This is a genomic window from Nostoc sp. DedSLP03 (assembly GCF_034530815.1).
Taxonomy (GTDB): Bacteria; Cyanobacteriota; Cyanobacteriia; order Cyanobacteriales; family Nostocaceae; genus Nostoc.
This window is the reverse complement of sequence record NZ_JAVRCK010000096.1, coordinates 18,220-33,596: the sequence shown is the minus strand read 5'-3', so window position 1 is coordinate 33,596 and position 15,377 is coordinate 18,220. Positions and strand designations below refer to the sequence as shown.

Here is a 15,377-nt window from a genome sequence, read left to right as displayed (position 1 = left end):
ACATTTTCTCAGAAATGGTAAATCTTCCAAAACTGGATGCTCCCGTTGACAATTCGATCTGAAAAATACCAGGATTGGATTAATTTTTTTATTCATGTCAACCGTGAAACTATTTATCATCTTGGTTCTGGAGCAACGTTCCCCAATGTATCTGGATCAATGCTAGCAAAACTAGAAATACCAATTCCACCAGAGTCTGAACAAAAGCGGATTGTGGCAATTATGGATGAGGCGTTTGAGGGGATTGATAGAGCGATCGCAAACACCGAAAAAAACCTCGCCAATTCCCGCGAACTATTTGAAAGCTATCTAAACGCCATCTTCACCCATAAAGGCGACGGGTGGGTAGAGAAGACGTTAGGGGATGTGTGTGAAAAGGTAGAATATGGCTCTTCGGCTAAATCCTTGGTCGAAGGAGAAATTCCCGTACTAAGAATGGGAAATATTCAGAATGGCGCGATTGATTGGAGCAACCTTGTATACTCAATTGACAAAGAAGAGATTAACAAATATTTACTTAAATATAATGATGTTTTATTTAACAGAACCAATAGTGATGAACACGTAGGTAAAACGGCAATATACAAAGGTGAAATGCCAGCTATTTTTGCTGGGTACTTAATTAGAATTCATAGGAAAGAAGAGTTAATAGATGCAGATTTTCTCAACTTTTACCTAAATAGCTACACAGCTAGAGAGTATGGTAAGTCAGTAATGAGCCGTAGTGTTAACCAAGCAAATATAAACGGAACGAAATTAAAAAGTTATCCGATTTCTCTCCCTTCTCTATCCATACAAAAGCAAATTGTAGAAAATTTAATCTTTCTGCGTACAGAAACCCAACGCCTCGAAACCCTCTACCGCCGAAAACTCGCCGCCCTCAACGAACTCAAACAATCCATTCTGCAAAAAGCATTCACTGGCGAACTCACCGCAGACACCGCCAACCAAACAACAAAAGCGGCTCAAGAGGCTCAAGAGGTAAATGCTGCATGATTACCCTTGAAAACCTTGAAAAATGGCTGAATGCACCCGCAGAAACAGAACGGCTAGAATTCAAAGAAGCCAAGCAACAGTATGATACAACCAAATTGTTGCGCTACTGTGTGGCTTTAGCCAACGAAGGTGGTGGATATCTGGTTTTGGGCGTAACCGACAAACTCCCGCGTCGGGTGGTAGGTTCCCAAGCTTTTCCATCCTCAACCGCCCTCAACGATATCAAAGCTCGCATTGTGGAGAAACTCAGATTTCGGGTAGACGCTACAGAATTGCTGCATCCTGATGGACGAGTGCTGGTTTTTGAAGTGCCAACCCGTCCTGTCGGGCAACCATTAGCGTTTGATGGAGCCTACTTAATGAGGGCGGGAGAAGATTTGGTACCGATGACACCAGATGTACTCAAGAGAATTTTTGCAGAAGATCAACAAGATTGGTTTTGCCAACCTGCCCGATGTGACGCTAGCCCGGACGATGTAATCGCCCTCCTAGATACCCAAACATACTTTGAACTGCTAAAAATTCCCTATCCAACTACCCGCGATGCTGTCCTAGAAAGATTGCAGAGCCAACAGTTAATTAAACCAACAGCACATGGTTGGACAATCACAAACCTAGCTGCGATCCTGTTGGCAAAAAAACTGGATGCTTTTTCCCCTACCTTGGCTCGTAAAGCTCCCCGTGTCGTAATCTACGAAGGTATCAATAAACTACAAACTCGTGAAGACAAGATAGACAACCGAGGATATGCCGTTGGTTTTGACGGATTAGTGGATTTCGTCCACTCAGCAGCACCTCAAAATCGCTTTATCGAGGAAGTTGTGCGGGAAGAAGTAAAGATGTTTCCAGAACAGGCTTTACGAGAACTTATTGCTAATGCTTTGGTGCATCAGGATTTTCTAGCAACAGGTACTTCGGTGATGATCGAGATGTATAGCGATCGCATTGAGATATCTAATCCCGGCATTCCGCCTATTAAGGTCGAGCGATTTATTGATGAAAATCGCTCCCGTAACGAACAACTTGCAGACATAATGCGACGTTTCGGTATATGTGAAGAAAAAGGCAGTGGCATTGACAAAGTTGTAAATGCAGCAGAAGTGTTTCAACTACCCGCGCCAGATTTTCGAGTAGGTGACACACGCACTACAGCAGTGCTGTTTGCTCATCAGGATTTTGCCAATAGGAGCAAAACAGACCGAATTCGAGCCTGCTACCAACATTGTTGTCTGCTGTATGTCAGCAATCAACGAATGTCCAACCAAACCCTACGGGAGCGGTTCCGTCTAAGTGACTCGCAAGTAGCAACCGTTTCTCTGATTATAGGAGCTACCAAAGAAGCTGGCTTGATCAAGGCTGACGAATCCGAATCAACCTCTACCCGCTATGCTCGCTATCTCCCTTTTTGGGCATAAAAGTGTTTTAACGCAAACCGAGATGAGTCACTCCCAAATCCTCAAACCCTTGCAAAATCTACAAAAAAGTGTTTTAACGCAAATCCTTTAACCCGTGCAGAACCAATAAAAAAGTGTTTTAGAGCAAATCGAGGTGAGTCACTCTCAAATCCTCAAACCCTTGCAGAATCTACAAAAAAGTGTTTTAACGCAAATCGAGATGAGCGAAATATGAACGAAGCCGAAACCCGCGCCGAACTAATTGACCCCGCATTAAAAGCCGCAGATTGGGGAGTTATCGAAGGTAGTCGCATCCGCCGCGAAGTTATTGCCCCTGGTCGCTTAATTGGCAACGGTAAACGCGCTCAATCAGACATAGCCGATTATGTCCTGGTTTATCGTGGTGAAAAACTCGCCGTCATCGAAGCGAAAAAACGCGACTTACGAGATACGGAAGGTTTAGGACAAGCCAAAAAATACGCCGAAAAGTTGCAGACTCGATTTGCTTACTCTACAAATGGCATCGGCATCTACCAAGTAGATATGCACACAGGGGCAGAAGGCTACATCAAGCAATATCCCACCCCGGATCAACTCTGGGAAGCGACCTTTAGCGAAAATAATGCGTGGCGCGATCGCTTTGCTGCCATCCCCTTTGAAGATAAAAGCGGCACATGGGAAGCCCGTTATTATCAACACAATGCCATTAAGCACGTCCTAGAAGCAATCTGCCAAGGACAAGACCGGATTTTGTTAACGATGGCAACTGGCACAGGTAAAACCTTCATCGCCTTCCAACTCGCCTGGAAACTCTTTCAAAGCCGTTGGAACCTCAGCAGACAACCCACCCGTCGCCCGCGAATTTTGTTTTTAAGCGATCGCAATATCTTAGCCAACCAAGCCTATAACTCTTTCTCTGCCTTCCCCGACGATGCCCTAGTCCGCATCGACCCCGAAGCCATCAAAAAACGCAGTCGAGTTCCCAAAAATGGCAGTATCTTTTTTACCATTTTCCAGACTTTTATGACTGGACGGGACGACGCTGGTAATCCTACGCCCAAATTCAGCGACTATCCCCCCGATTTCTTTGACTTCATCATCATTGATGAATGTCACCGAGGCGGAGCCAGCGACGAAAGCACCTGGTGCGGTATTTTAGAATACTTCTCCCCAGCAGTCCAACTTGGACTCACCGCCACCCCCAAACGAAAAAACAACGCAGACACCTACGCCTACTTTGGCGAGCCAGTATATACTTACGCCCTCAAAGAGGGCATCAACGACGGGTTTCTTACTCCCTTCAAAGTCAGGCAAATCGAAACTACCCTAGATGAATATATTTACAGCACTGAAGATGAACTAATCGAAGGTGCAGTAGAAGAAGCCAGAACCTACACTGAAGCAGACTTCAACCGCATTATTGAAATTCGCGATCGCGAACGTTACCGCGTGCAACTGTTCATGGAAGAAATTAACCAGAATCAAAAAACTCTGGTGTTTTGCGCCAACCAAAACCATGCTCTAGCTGTGCGCGATTTAATCAATCAAATGAAGATTAGCAGTAACCCTAATTACTGTGTTCGCGTCACCGCCGATGATGGGAAACTCGGCGAACAGCACCTTATACCATTTCTTTGTGAGGCTGCGCTAAATTCTCTTGGCTTCTTTCTTTGCGTTCTTTGCGGTTCGTTTCTTATTTAGTTTGGCGCATCTTCATACAGAATTGGTATTAACCATTTACATGACCCAGCACCACCAGAAATAGAGATTGATTCTGTTACCGATGATTTTGGAGAACTTTATCGAGTTTGGAACGGTTCGCAATTGCTAGGTACTTTTTATCAAAATCTTGAGGGTAAATGGGTAGCCCAGCCCTCTAATAGGGATGAAAGACCGTGTTTTGAGACTCCTTTGCAAGCGCAGTTGATCATCATAGCTGTTAATGGCTTATTGGTAGCAGATGTAGCGTAACAGGACATCATAGGTAATTTCCCATCACCTGGAGACGTGGAGCATTCCCGTCTCTTTCTTATTGGTAGTCTTCGGGCTATTAGTGGAAGTGCGATCGCTTATAAAACTCACACGTTATTGTGAAAGCTTTTTTTGACGCTTCGCCATTGTACTAAAAGGCAAAAAGCAGTGAGGGCATTCACCTTGCGCCCAATCTGCGGGAATTGGGAAAGGAGTCTCACAATTTGTACATTTGGTTAACAGACGTAATTGGTGGCGATCGCACTTCATTTTCTCCTTAAACTGCCACTCAATTCGGTGACAAGGGACTTCCACATAACAAGCAGCACATAATTTAATTGGTCGGGGCTTCATCGTCATCCCCTTGGGTGGTAACATCTGACTTAATCTATCCACATTAACTACCACCACAGATGCCAAAGCCTCCAACTCCTGTGTATTAGGAAATGGGTTAAAGTAAAGTTTTTCCCATCGTCCCGTAATAGCACCAAGACCAGCAATTTTTCCTAAAGAGTATCCTGAAGGTAGGCTGTTAGCCTTAAATCGACGTAACCGCCCCAAATAATGACTAATGCTCTCTCCTTCGTATGGCTCGACATAACCTAACCTTGGCAAAATGTCATAATCTTCATTTATTGCTATTTCTGTTTTCAGGGGGAATGTATTTTCTGCCATAGCGACTAGCGATTTTTTCTAAAATGCTTTGATCAACTTTGCCAAAACCATTCTTGAGTGAATGTAATACTGCCTTCGTTAGTATTTTGACTAGCAGTCCTATTCGCGCACCTGTACTTTCAGCTAGAATCTCAAATATAGGACTGCAAGATAAATTAGAAGCTTCAGGCAGAGCCAGAATATCGAATTCAATTGTACTTAGTGTTTTCTTAAAATCATCGTATTCTAGGCGGTCAAACTCATACAGTGTTGGAAAGCTAGTCAACAAATCAAAATCGACCAAGATTTTATCTAGCTCCTGCCCTCCAACTAAGACGACAGGAACATGACATTCGTCAAAAAGTTGCTTGAGGTCTAGCAGTGCTTCTCTTTGGAGATTTTCAGCATTGTCAATAATGACCTGTTCTATCCCAAATAATTCAAGACTACCAGCCAATCTTGGACGTAAATCTACCCGCTTACCTGTTGGTGCTGCATGGTTAATATCCTTAAGAATTTGCGAAAATAGACGCTTGGAACTCGATGCTGACCAAGCTCTGACATAGGAAAGTTTTTTCCTATCCTCTTGGCGATAGTGACGAAACGCTCGACTTTTCCCCACATCTCTGGGGCCAATTACTCGACCGCATTGTTTCAGTATCCGCAACTCATCTAACCATCTGAAATATTCGGAAGCACGATCGGTTGGTATGAAGCAATTATTGAATATCTCTTCAATTTCAACGAGTTTAGCAAGTTGAGCATTTAAATCTAGCTCAGGAGCTAAGGCTTCAACGGAGGACTGAATAGCAAGTTGCGATCGCGCCATAAATTACCAAATCTTCTTCAAATCTTGTTTACGGTTAGGGACAAGCAGCTTGTGTCTCTCCTGCTCTTGAGTGTCAGCTTGACCAGATACTTCTGGTTGCAGTTCTGTTTTCGGAAGCTGTATTTCTTCCCTTAAAACTCTCTCTGGCAAGAGTTCCAGTTTGTCATCTTTGTTTGAAGAAACGTTAGCTCTACTTTTCCTCAGTTCAACAACATTTGAGGTTTTTTTAGAAGCTGAACGTAGACGCTTTTGTTCTGAGCGTCTTTTTTCCTTTTTGTCTTCTTTACGTTCCTCTACAAGTTCCTTCCGTTTACCTAATGCTAATAAGGCATCATAGTTAAAATGCTCCTTACGAGCTTGACTTCGCTCTTTATTCAAGGCTTTCAATTCTTCTAGACTCAAATCATGGGTATCCATGTTTACAGCATGAGCGTAACCCAAAAATTCTTCTCCATTATCATTAGTTTCGCAACTGTAGACATATAAAGTCAGAATATGGTCTGGATCGTATCTAAGCGTTACAAATTCACCTCTATATGCCTTGAGTGATTCTCCTCGATAAATCAGGTTCTCAAACTGTATAGATCCATGCGCTTGAACAACTCGTTGCGCTTCTTTCATCAAACAGATATCCAATTCTCGCTCATCCAAAGGTTCAGGTAGTTTTCTTCCCATTCCTCTAAACCAGCGCTCAAATCTTGTTTCGCGGGGATCTTTGGGATATAGTTCGTGGTTATAAATATCACAAAAGAAACTAGCTAGGATCTTGTCTATATCTTGTATTGTCAAACACGCTTCTTTCTCTGCATTTTTGGGGCGTTCCTGAACATTTGACCCTGTATAACCAGGTAAATCTTTGAGACATTAAATAGTTGATAATCCTTACAGAATAAAGATTTCGGTTATTTAGATGCGGTTGCGACACTATCTGCGAATTGCGACATATAATGTGCGAAAGTACATGTACATTCGCTATTTTCCTGAAATAGGAAAAACCCTGACATAATACTTACTGTGTCAGGGTTTTAGGTATTTGAAATGCTGTAGCAGTATTTTGTTAAATTGACAAATAATTAGTTAATGTACAATTCATCCTTTATACTTCAATCAGTATTTTACTTACCCGCCTAAAGTCCGCGTATAAATTACCTGACCTTGGGAATCATAAAGAAAAAGGGATAGATTGGCATTTTCACCAATTACGGCTAGGGCTTCGCGTAAGATTTGCAAGTGATTGGTAACGTCAACAGCAGTATCCGAATTCTGAGAATAAGGATTAGCCAAGTTATTTTGCCTTATTTGGTCATACTCAGGGGTTAGTCGAACAATAATTTCTGCATTGTCCATACTAAAGGTGCAAATCCGAATTCCATTAATACAAGTCTTATCTAAGTCAGTGCGGGTTTGTTGCAAACTAGTAACAACTTGTACTTTTTCTTGTGCTTGTTTGAGCGCAGATGAATAGGGTTCGCTTAGAGACTGAGCCTGAGTGTAGTACAAGCTATCTTGGGGAACTTTTTTAGCAGTTTGCAAAGCCTGCTCCCAATATATCGCCGCTGCTTGCCATTGTTTTTGTTGTTCATAAACTTTGGCTTGCTTGGCAGTGGTAAGGGCCTGTTGGTAGGTTTTAACAGCTAATTGTTCTTTAGTAGCGCGATCGCGTACTAATACTAATTTAGGTTTATAATCTACCAACAGCTTTTGGGCTTCTTGGTATCCAACGCTATTTCGGGGAATCGTATTCAAGGCATTGATTACCACCAGCCAAGTAGATTGCGCCTTTTGCCAGTCATTCAAGGATTTAGCAGCAGCCTCCTGCTTCTCGGCTGCAACAGCTACACCTTTTGCCATTGTTAGTTTTTTCAGCCATTTTTCCTCAATAAATATCTGTTGATTTACAGCGTGCAAACGAACACGATAATTCAGTAATTTACCCTGCACTAGCCCATAGAGTTCACTACTAGAACTTATACTTTCTAGTGGCGCTATAGCCTGTCGCCATAAGTGTTGCCTAGTTTGTAATTCCTCTAAGCTAGATGCTGGAGTTTGAACTTTTTGTGTCGCCAAAGATGCCGTTTGCAAAGCTTTGACCACCCGATTGATTTTTTGCGATCGCCCTGATAAACTTGTTTTTAGTTCCTGTGACAGCTGGTAACGAGGCGACCAACTAGGAATTACATTCAGGTCTGTGCTGGCTGCTGCAAGTTGCTGTTGTAGAGCAACTAATTCTTTTTCAGACTTGGCGCGGCGCATTAGTTGTGGAGATTTTGTTTTTAATTGCTCGGCGTTTTGTATTTCCTTACACTCAGACATCACGCAAGGGCGAGTCAATAAGTAAGCACCACCGCCTAAAACTATAATTCCCACCAACGCTGCACCCAGGAGGATAGGTTTGGCCTGGAATCCTGGCTTTGAAGCCGAGAAATTCGGCACATCTGCAAACGGGTCAAACAGTTCTTCTTCTTTTTCTTCTTCGCTCTCATTGATTAATGGAGAATATGTCAGAGATGATGAGGGGGATATTACTTCCTCATCTTTTTGTACTTCCCTATCTTCCTCTGCTACCCATCCCCCCATCGGCTTCAACGCCAAGAAACATTTAGCATAAGGGAGTTGTTCGCCAAAAACTCTCAGAAAACATTGCACCCGTTGCTCTTTGTGGGGTGTTAGAGACTGAAGTACCTCCTCAATGACTGCAAAAATTAGTTGAGCGTCAACGATTACATCTGACGCGTGTTGCGTTAAAATCATTAGCTCGCCTTTATTGACGACGCACTTCACCTCGAAGACTTCAGCGGTTGAGACTTCTACAAGTAATTGTTCTTGCAAAGTTTTGGCTAAAAGCTGTAAATCTTCCTGCTGGACTGCTACTTTCATACAGCTTTCCCGCTGAACTTCTATATTGTTTTGATTATCTTTAAGGGGATGAAATGAACTTTTTAGGTTTGTTGAATGCAAATGCACAGTTTAACCAACCACAGCCTGAGAATCTGAACGACCAACTTTCTAACACAAATTCTGACTTTTCACCAAAAATTAAAAAAGTAGTCATTGTTCGTGGCGATACATTTTTACAGCGCTAGATGCAAAATTAAATAATCTGTCTTCAGGTATAAATTAGAAATAAAAAATGGGAATAATAAAGGATTTGGGTATTTTCACTGCATTACTTTGCGATAATTAAATTCACAAAAGCTACTGCTTTGCAAAATGCTAGTTGCAAGCAATTTTTACCAAATTATCTAAAGGTTAAGAAAACGATGCTATGTCAGAGGGTTTTGACAAAAAAGCTAGTTATCTTCTATGCTGGGAAACTTACTGAGTAAATTAATTATGTGTTGTGGCCCTGTCACAAACAAGTTGACTATTAAAATTAATATGCTGAATTTGCTGAATTCGATAAAATTGATCCGTGAAAAATAAGTTTTTCTCTCTGCAAAAAGGTTAATTCTGCAATAAAGGTGCTGCAAAATATCAAGACAGGAATAACCAAAATCTTGGAAAGTGTCAATACAAGGTGTATCAATGGATTTATTAGAGTACCAAGTTAAAGAATGGTTTGCAAAGATAGGCATCCCGGTATTGCCTTCCCAACGAATTGACCATCCTACAGATTTGAAACGGTTAAAAATTCGCTTTCCAATTGTACTGAAATCTCAAGTCCACGGAGCGGAACGGGCAAAAGCTGGTGGAGTCAGATTTGCCCAAACGACTATCGATGCGATCGCAGCAGCTCAAAATATCTTTAGTTTACCAATATGGGGCGAATTGCCGGAAGTTGTACTGGCAGAATCTAGATACGACGCCAACCAAGAATTTTATCTAGCAGTGGTTTTAGACACAGCTGCCTGTCGACCGGTACTTTTAGGTTGCAATGAAGCAGATATCGATTGGGAATCGGCTGGCGAAAGAATGCACTACGTTGTCGTGGAACAGGAATTTTCACCATTTTATGCCCGACGATTGGCTTTGAAAATGGGTTTGCAAGGAACGCTGATGCAGTCGGTAAGCAGCGTTGTCGAGAAGATGTACCACTTATTTGTCCAAAAAGACCTGGATTTAGTCGAAATTAATCCCTTGGCAGTCAGTACTACTAGTCAAGTTATGGCTCTTAATGGTAAAGTCAGGGTCAACGAACGAGCGATCAAGCGTCATCCCGATCTGGCCGAGATGGCAGCAAAAATTATCAGTCGTCATACCACTACTGAAATTAACGGTATTTTGGGCGACTGGGATGGTGTACAAATGCATGGAAAAATCGGTATTTTAGGTAATGGTACTGGTTCAGTGATGGCAACTTTAGATTTAGTTGCGAATGCTGGCGGCAATCCAGGTGTTTGTTTGAATCTACGTCATGCTTTCCTTACAGATACTACACCAACTACCTTCCGCGATCGCCTAGAAACAGGTTTGAAAATGCTGGAGGCTGATAAAAGCATTCAAGTAATACTAATTAACTTTCTAGGTAGCATTCCGCAAACTGAGGAAGTGGCTGAAGTTATAGCTAGAGTAGTGCAGCAAGACGACAGCGAACTTCAATCACAGGTTGTACGTTCTAATGGTAGTAAACGGCGAGAGCTTAATTTTCCATCCTTAGTTGTCCGTCTTGCTGGTTCTGAATTTAACACTGCGAGAAAATATTTGACAACACTAAAAACCCGCACCGATGCGCTTGTCGTGGTAGAAAATTTAGATGAGGCGGTGGCAGCAGCAGTTCTCCTTGCTAAACCAACGGTTATTAAGAATTCAAAATTCAAAATTCAAAATTCAAAATTAAAGACATTTTCAGACGGGGATTTAAATTCCGACTGAAACTGACCAAAGGCTGAGTAGCTCCGACTTTGCGTTACGTGTTTTGGTTGGGGTCTTAAACACGAGTGATTTACGATAAAAGATAGTGAATGTTATTTTGTTCCAATTCAAGAATCAAAAATTATTAATTTTTACCGTCGGGTATAAATTGTTGAATTTGATGCTCAAATAAACTACAGCTTTGCTTTTTGGGACTAAATTAAGTACATTCAAACTGGATATTCCTATCTAGAGGCGCGTTCTCTCACTTTTGGAACACTCAGCTTCCAGACTAATTTTTGGAATTTCAGTAAAAATTGAATCAATCCGACACTGTAAATGTGTCGTTTCTATGCCCAGTGGTTGAAGGCACTGGTTGCCAAATTTACGGTAATTTTTTATGAATCTAACGCCAGAAAGTAAAGTCTTAATTCAAGGCTTTTGTGAATTTATATCAGGCACTCATGTTGCTCAAATGAAAGCTTATGGCACAAATTTAGTAGCTGGTGTCAATCCTGGATGCGGCGGACAGGAATTGCATGGACTGCCAGTATTTGATTTAGTAGAGGAAGTAATAGAACAATTTGGGGCAATTGACACAACAATTATTTGTGTAGACCCTTACGACGTGTTGGATGCAGCATTAGAAGCGATCGCATCTAATATTCGCCAGATTATTATTATTACTGCTGGTGTGCCGCCTTTGGATATGGTGCAATTACTCCGCAAAGCCGAAGCTTGTGAAACTTTGGTAATCGGGCCAAATAGTCCGGGGATCATTGTACCGGGAAAAATTCTCTTAGGAACTCAACCCAGCGAATTTTATACCCCTGGAACAGTGGGGATCGTTAGTCGTAGCAGTACCCTCACCTACGAAATTGCCTACGAATTAACAAAAGCAGGTTTAGGGCAGTCGATTAGTGTCAGTATTGGTAGTGATGCGATTGTCGGTTCCTCATTTTTGCAATGGCTGCAAATTCTCGATGAGGATGAAACCACACAAGCGATCGTTTTAGTTGGTCAACCTGGTGGTGGTAGTGAAGAAGCAGCAGCGCGGTATATTGCTGAAGCAATTGATAAACCAGTAATTGCCTACATTGCAGGAAGACTTGCACCACCAGGAAAAACTTGGCAGCAAACGGGGACTTTAGCAACGATTATCGGACGCGATCCTGACTTTGGCACAGCCCAAAGTAAATTAGCTGCTTTAAAAGAAGCAGAAGTAACAGTAGCTGAACGTCCTTCTCAAATTCCAGAATTATTGAGAAAGGAGATTAACTAATTACAAGTTCGTAATTCAATTTTTAACTATGAATTACGAATTATTTTAATGAGCGATTTTGAGGGAACAAGTAGGCGATCGCAGCATAACCCGAAGCACTGAGTAAACTAACCAAAAAAGCAGCCAAAATAAAAGTAGACATAATGTTACACTCTATGCATTTCTAAAATCCTGGCATTCATCAACAACCTAGAATTTTGGATACTTTCAAATTAGCAATTGGGTATGACACAGCCATGACTACCTTGTGTCAATCCCTTAAAACTCAAGGTTTTGTCAAGCCAAAGGCAGAAAAAATCGAAACGTACTACCAACTCCCAATTCGCTTTCTACCTGAATTTGACCGCCTTGTAATTCAATCAAACGGCGGGAAATAGTTAAACCAATACCAGTACCTCCCGAATGGCGATCGCGCGATTGATCGGCTCGCCAGAAGCGCTCAAACACATGAGGCAAATTTTCTGGAGCGATACCAATGCCTGTATCACTAACCGCAATCCAGAGTTGAGAAGCTTCAGCCCCAACAGTAATGGTAATTGAACCTTCGTTAGTGTAACGAACTGCATTACCTAGCAGATTAACCAATACCTGTTCCGTGCGGTCAATATCTGCCAATACAGGAGGTAGTACAGATGGACATTGCAAGAGCATAACTGGCCCATCTTCTAATAATTGGTCGGAAAATTTTTCCACTAATGACTCTAACAACGGACGCAAATTTATCCGTTGGATATTAATTGGTAGATAACCGGCTTCTGCTTTGGATAGTTCTTGTAAATCGTTCACCAACCGTTCTAAGCGTCGAGTTTCTTTCGCTAAACGCCGATAGATTTCAGGAGACGCTTCAATTTCCCCATCAGCCAGTTCTTCTAAATAACCGCGCACTACAGTTAATGGTGTGCGGAGTTCATGGGTCATATCTCCAATTACTTCTCGCCGCCGCGCTTCTACGTCTTCTAAACTGGCAGCCATACGGTTGAAACTACTGCTCAATCCACTAAGTTCTGGAATGTCAGACACAGGTAGTCGTGCATCCATTTGACCAGCAGCAAATTTTTGGGTGATTTGTTCCATCTCGGTCAATCGCTGCATAATTCGTCTCGACACCCAGTAACTCAATCCTCCGGCGGCGGTAGTGCCGACTAAGACAGACCAAAGAGTGCTGCGCTGCCAAGCAAGTTCAAATCCTGTAACCAATTCAGCACGGACATCGATTAAGTCGAACCCCTGATTTTCTAATCCTTCCAAATGCAAGACAAACAAGCGCGGGGAAGAGATTTTGCTGATGCTCACCAGACTAGCTACCCCCACGATCATTACTACTAAGTGGGAGAAAAATAGCCGCCCTCTCAGCCCCATCTTCATAACATTTACGCCACCAGAGGATCTTCAAATTTATAGCCCACCCCAACAACAGTTTTAATAAAAGTCGGATTTGCCGGATCGGGTTCAATTTTTTTTCGCAACCGAGCTACATGAGTATCTACCACTCGTTCATCGCCAAAAAAATTATCTCCCCAAAGTTTATCAATTAATTGAGTGCGGTTCCAAACTCGACCAGGATTGCTGACAAAGGTGGTTAGCAAGTTAAATTCTAGGGTAGTTAAATCCAAAATCTCAGGTTCTTTGGAATTCATCTGGCGACTGGCAGTGCGCTGGTCTACATCGACAATAAAGTGTTGGGTACGATTGACTTGATGTTGTCCTCCTTGGCGGAGGCTACGCCGTAATAGTGCCCGCACCCTAGCTACTAACTCTCTGGGGCTAAAGGGTTTGACCATATAATCATCAGCACCAGTAGACAGACCAATGACGCGATCGATTTCTTCACCCTTAGCAGTAAGCATTAAAATGTAAGGATCTTTCGCACCTGGTTTCTGGCGAATTCGGGCACAAACTTCCAACCCATCCAAACCAGGAATCATTAAATCTAGAATGATTAAATCCGGTGGTTGCTCTTGAAACATCCGCAAAGCATTCATGCCATCGCGACTAGTGCGACAAAAAAATCCTTCTTTTTCTAAAGAGAGTTCGATTAAACGAGCAATTTCTAGCTCATCTTCAACTATTAAAATATCCATCAGAAATATAAGATCGAGCAAAATGGACAGAGCAAAGACACAAAGACACAGAGATATATTTTATGCGTCCCTGTGTCTCCCACTCTTTGCTCTTTTTAATTAGAGGTTTGAATTTGACGCTGTGCGATAACTATAGCCAAGATTAGAATCTTTTTGAATGTGTGTTTTAATACTATCAAGGTCAATAAAGCAGTCAGCAACATCAATCAAACTTTCACTAGTGGTTGTTTGCAGACTGACTACTTCCACCCGAACTCCCATTCTGCTGACAGCGTTCACAGCATAAGCTAAATCTCCATCGCCACTGACTAAAACCGCTGTATCATAATAAGGAGCTAAAGTTATCATATCTACAGCAATTTCTACGTTCAGATTTGATTTTTTGAAATTTTCTGTTGGTACAACGAGTTCCTTTGCCACTACGCGATAGCCATTGCGACGCATCCACAAGAGAAAACCCTGCTGCTTTTCATTACTGATATCAACCCCAGTATAGAAAAAAGCACGCAGCAGTCTGGAACCACTAGTTAAATGACAAAGCAATTTAACGTAGTCAATTTCTATGCCGAGTTGTAAGGCTGTATGGAACAGGCTTAAGCCATCAATAAAAATAGCAACTCGACCGCGATTTAAGTTATTCAAAATCGAACTATCAGGTGCAGGATCTCGCATCTTGGTATCTTTACCTTTGACAGCAGTATCGCTCAAATTTTGCCCTTGCCAATGTGGTTTCGCTTTGAGTACTTTAGATTCCTTAAATTCATTTGTTTGTTTGCTAAAATTAGTTATAATCATTGATACCTCTGATTTTAAAGCTGTAAAGAATTTTGACTAAATTTTCTATAGTATAGTCTGTGCTTTATTTATAACCTAGCAGGTAATGGTCTGAAGTCACTATATGCAGATAAGGTTAACTAGTGTTAGATAAGATTCAAAATAGACAGCGCAAGGTTTTCACTATTGTTATGGTTGATTTAACGAGATATTGCTTCTGCCCACAGATATGTTAATCTTTACCCACCCAGACAGCAAGAGTTTCGAGAAAATAAATCTTTTTGTCAGGGTAAGGACTGTTTGTTAGGTCTGTATTGCACTCAACCCAGAAGCACTACATCTATAATTGGGTAGATATGAACTGTAAAACCTGTAATAAGAACAACCCGACATAGGCAAATTCCGCATAAGAATACCACGGCTTTTAGGGGAAATGAGCCTAGCAATATTTACGCAGCTGTGAGAGTTTCAAAGAGTTAGAAGCACCAACAACGTAATATGGGATGCGATCGCACCTCAAAAGGTAACTCAAAAAGTAAGTTGCCTTAATTTATCTAAGAGCCAAATCAGAAGGACAGGAGATTTATTACTCTCTTGTCCCCCTG

12 protein-coding genes and 1 pseudogene are annotated in these 15,377 nt (G+C 41.9%); 6 read left to right on the top strand and 7 right to left on the bottom strand.

Annotated features, from left to right (window positions below; translation table 11 throughout):
• Positions 1-45: 45 nt before the first annotated feature.
• The 3 genes and pseudogenes from RM368_RS31790 to hsdR all read left to right on the top strand — a co-directional run.
• Positions 46-996 (top strand): restriction endonuclease subunit S, encoded by a 951-nt coding sequence (locus RM368_RS31790; protein ID WP_322697743.1) that lies wholly within the window; start codon positions 46-48, stop codon positions 994-996.
• Positions 993-2,411: an ATP-binding protein gene (locus RM368_RS31785; RefSeq protein WP_322697742.1), complete on the top strand. Its 1,419-nt coding sequence runs from the start codon at positions 993-995 to the stop codon at positions 2,409-2,411. The genes RM368_RS31790 and RM368_RS31785 overlap by 4 nt, the downstream gene beginning before the upstream one ends.
• A 210-nt stretch (positions 2,412-2,621) precedes the next feature.
• Positions 2,622-4,022: pseudogene (hsdR, locus tag RM368_RS31780) on the top strand (EcoAI/FtnUII family type I restriction enzme subunit R); the annotation flags it as partial.
• Between the two features lie 453 nt (positions 4,023-4,475).
• Here the strand turns inward: hsdR and RM368_RS31775 are convergent.
• The 4 genes from RM368_RS31775 to RM368_RS31760 form a co-directional block, all read right to left on the bottom strand.
• Positions 4,476-5,036 carry a TniQ family protein gene (locus RM368_RS31775; RefSeq protein WP_322697740.1) on the bottom strand — a complete coding sequence of 187 codons (561 nt, stop codon included), beginning with the start codon at positions 5,034-5,036 and terminating at the stop codon, positions 4,476-4,478.
• On the bottom strand, positions 4,990-5,844 hold the full coding sequence (locus RM368_RS31770; RefSeq protein ID WP_322697739.1) for an ATP-binding protein: 855 nt from the start codon (positions 5,842-5,844) through the stop codon (positions 4,990-4,992). Before RM368_RS31770 ends, RM368_RS31775 begins: the two co-directional genes overlap by 47 nt.
• Before the next feature lie 3 nt (positions 5,845-5,847).
• Positions 5,848-6,633, bottom strand: coding sequence for a Mu transposase C-terminal domain-containing protein (locus RM368_RS31765; protein WP_322697738.1), 786 nt, complete (start codon positions 6,631-6,633; stop codon positions 5,848-5,850).
• 330 nt (positions 6,634-6,963) lie between these two features.
• The gene (locus tag RM368_RS31760; RefSeq protein WP_322697737.1) at positions 6,964-8,721 is read right to left on the bottom strand and encodes a hypothetical protein; all 1,758 of its coding nucleotides are present in this window, start codon (positions 8,719-8,721) and stop codon (positions 6,964-6,966) included.
• A gap of 53 nt (positions 8,722-8,774) precedes the next feature.
• On the opposite strand from RM368_RS31760, the gene RM368_RS31755 reads away from it, so the two are divergent.
• From RM368_RS31755 to RM368_RS31745, 3 genes are all read left to right on the top strand, one after another.
• On the top strand, positions 8,775-8,927 hold the full coding sequence (locus tag RM368_RS31755) for a hypothetical protein (RefSeq protein ID WP_322697736.1): 153 nt from the start codon (positions 8,775-8,777) through the stop codon (positions 8,925-8,927).
• 442 nt (positions 8,928-9,369) lie between these two features.
• Entirely contained in the window at positions 9,370-10,656 is a 1,287-nt protein-coding gene (locus RM368_RS31750; RefSeq protein WP_322697735.1) for a succinate--CoA ligase subunit beta, read from the top strand.
• Between the two features lie 379 nt (positions 10,657-11,035).
• The gene (locus RM368_RS31745) at positions 11,036-11,917 is read left to right on the top strand and encodes a CoA-binding protein (RefSeq protein ID WP_322697734.1); all 882 of its coding nucleotides are present in this window, start codon (positions 11,036-11,038) and stop codon (positions 11,915-11,917) included.
• Positions 11,918-12,193: 276 nt separating this feature from the next.
• Here the strand turns inward: RM368_RS31745 and RM368_RS31740 are convergent, their stop codons facing one another.
• The 3 genes from RM368_RS31740 to RM368_RS31730 form a co-directional block, all read right to left on the bottom strand.
• A complete protein-coding gene (locus RM368_RS31740; RefSeq protein ID WP_322697733.1) occupies positions 12,194-13,282 on the bottom strand; it encodes a HAMP domain-containing sensor histidine kinase in 1,089 nt (362 codons plus the stop codon).
• A gap of 5 nt (positions 13,283-13,287) precedes the next feature.
• A complete protein-coding gene (locus RM368_RS31735) occupies positions 13,288-13,998 on the bottom strand; it encodes a response regulator transcription factor (RefSeq protein WP_322697732.1) in 711 nt (236 codons plus the stop codon).
• A 99-nt stretch (positions 13,999-14,097) separates the two neighbouring features.
• A complete protein-coding gene (locus tag RM368_RS31730; RefSeq protein WP_322697731.1) occupies positions 14,098-14,793 on the bottom strand; it encodes an NYN domain-containing protein in 696 nt (231 codons plus the stop codon).
• Between the last annotated feature and the right edge of the window lie 584 nt (positions 14,794-15,377).

Coding starts and splice junctions, on each gene's coding strand:
- RM368_RS31785 (WP_322697742.1), top strand. CDS start 993: ATGATTACCCTTGAAAACCTTGAAAAATGGCTGAATGCACCCGCAGAA.
- RM368_RS31775 (WP_322697740.1), bottom strand. CDS start 5,036: ATGGCAGAAAATACATTCCCCCTGAAAACAGAAATAGCAATAAATGAA.
- RM368_RS31770 (WP_322697739.1), bottom strand. CDS start 5,844: ATGGCGCGATCGCAACTTGCTATTCAGTCCTCCGTTGAAGCCTTAGCT.
- RM368_RS31760 (WP_322697737.1), bottom strand. CDS start 8,721: ATGAAAGTAGCAGTCCAGCAGGAAGATTTACAGCTTTTAGCCAAAACT.
- RM368_RS31755 (WP_322697736.1), top strand. CDS start 8,775: ATGAACTTTTTAGGTTTGTTGAATGCAAATGCACAGTTTAACCAACCA.
- RM368_RS31750 (WP_322697735.1), top strand. CDS start 9,370: ATGGATTTATTAGAGTACCAAGTTAAAGAATGGTTTGCAAAGATAGGC.
- RM368_RS31745 (WP_322697734.1), top strand. CDS start 11,036: ATGAATCTAACGCCAGAAAGTAAAGTCTTAATTCAAGGCTTTTGTGAA.
- RM368_RS31740 (WP_322697733.1), bottom strand. CDS start 13,282: ATGAAGATGGGGCTGAGAGGGCGGCTATTTTTCTCCCACTTAGTAGTA.
- RM368_RS31735 (WP_322697732.1), bottom strand. CDS start 13,998: ATGGATATTTTAATAGTTGAAGATGAGCTAGAAATTGCTCGTTTAATC.
- RM368_RS31730 (WP_322697731.1), bottom strand. CDS start 14,793: ATGATTATAACTAATTTTAGCAAACAAACAAATGAATTTAAGGAATCT.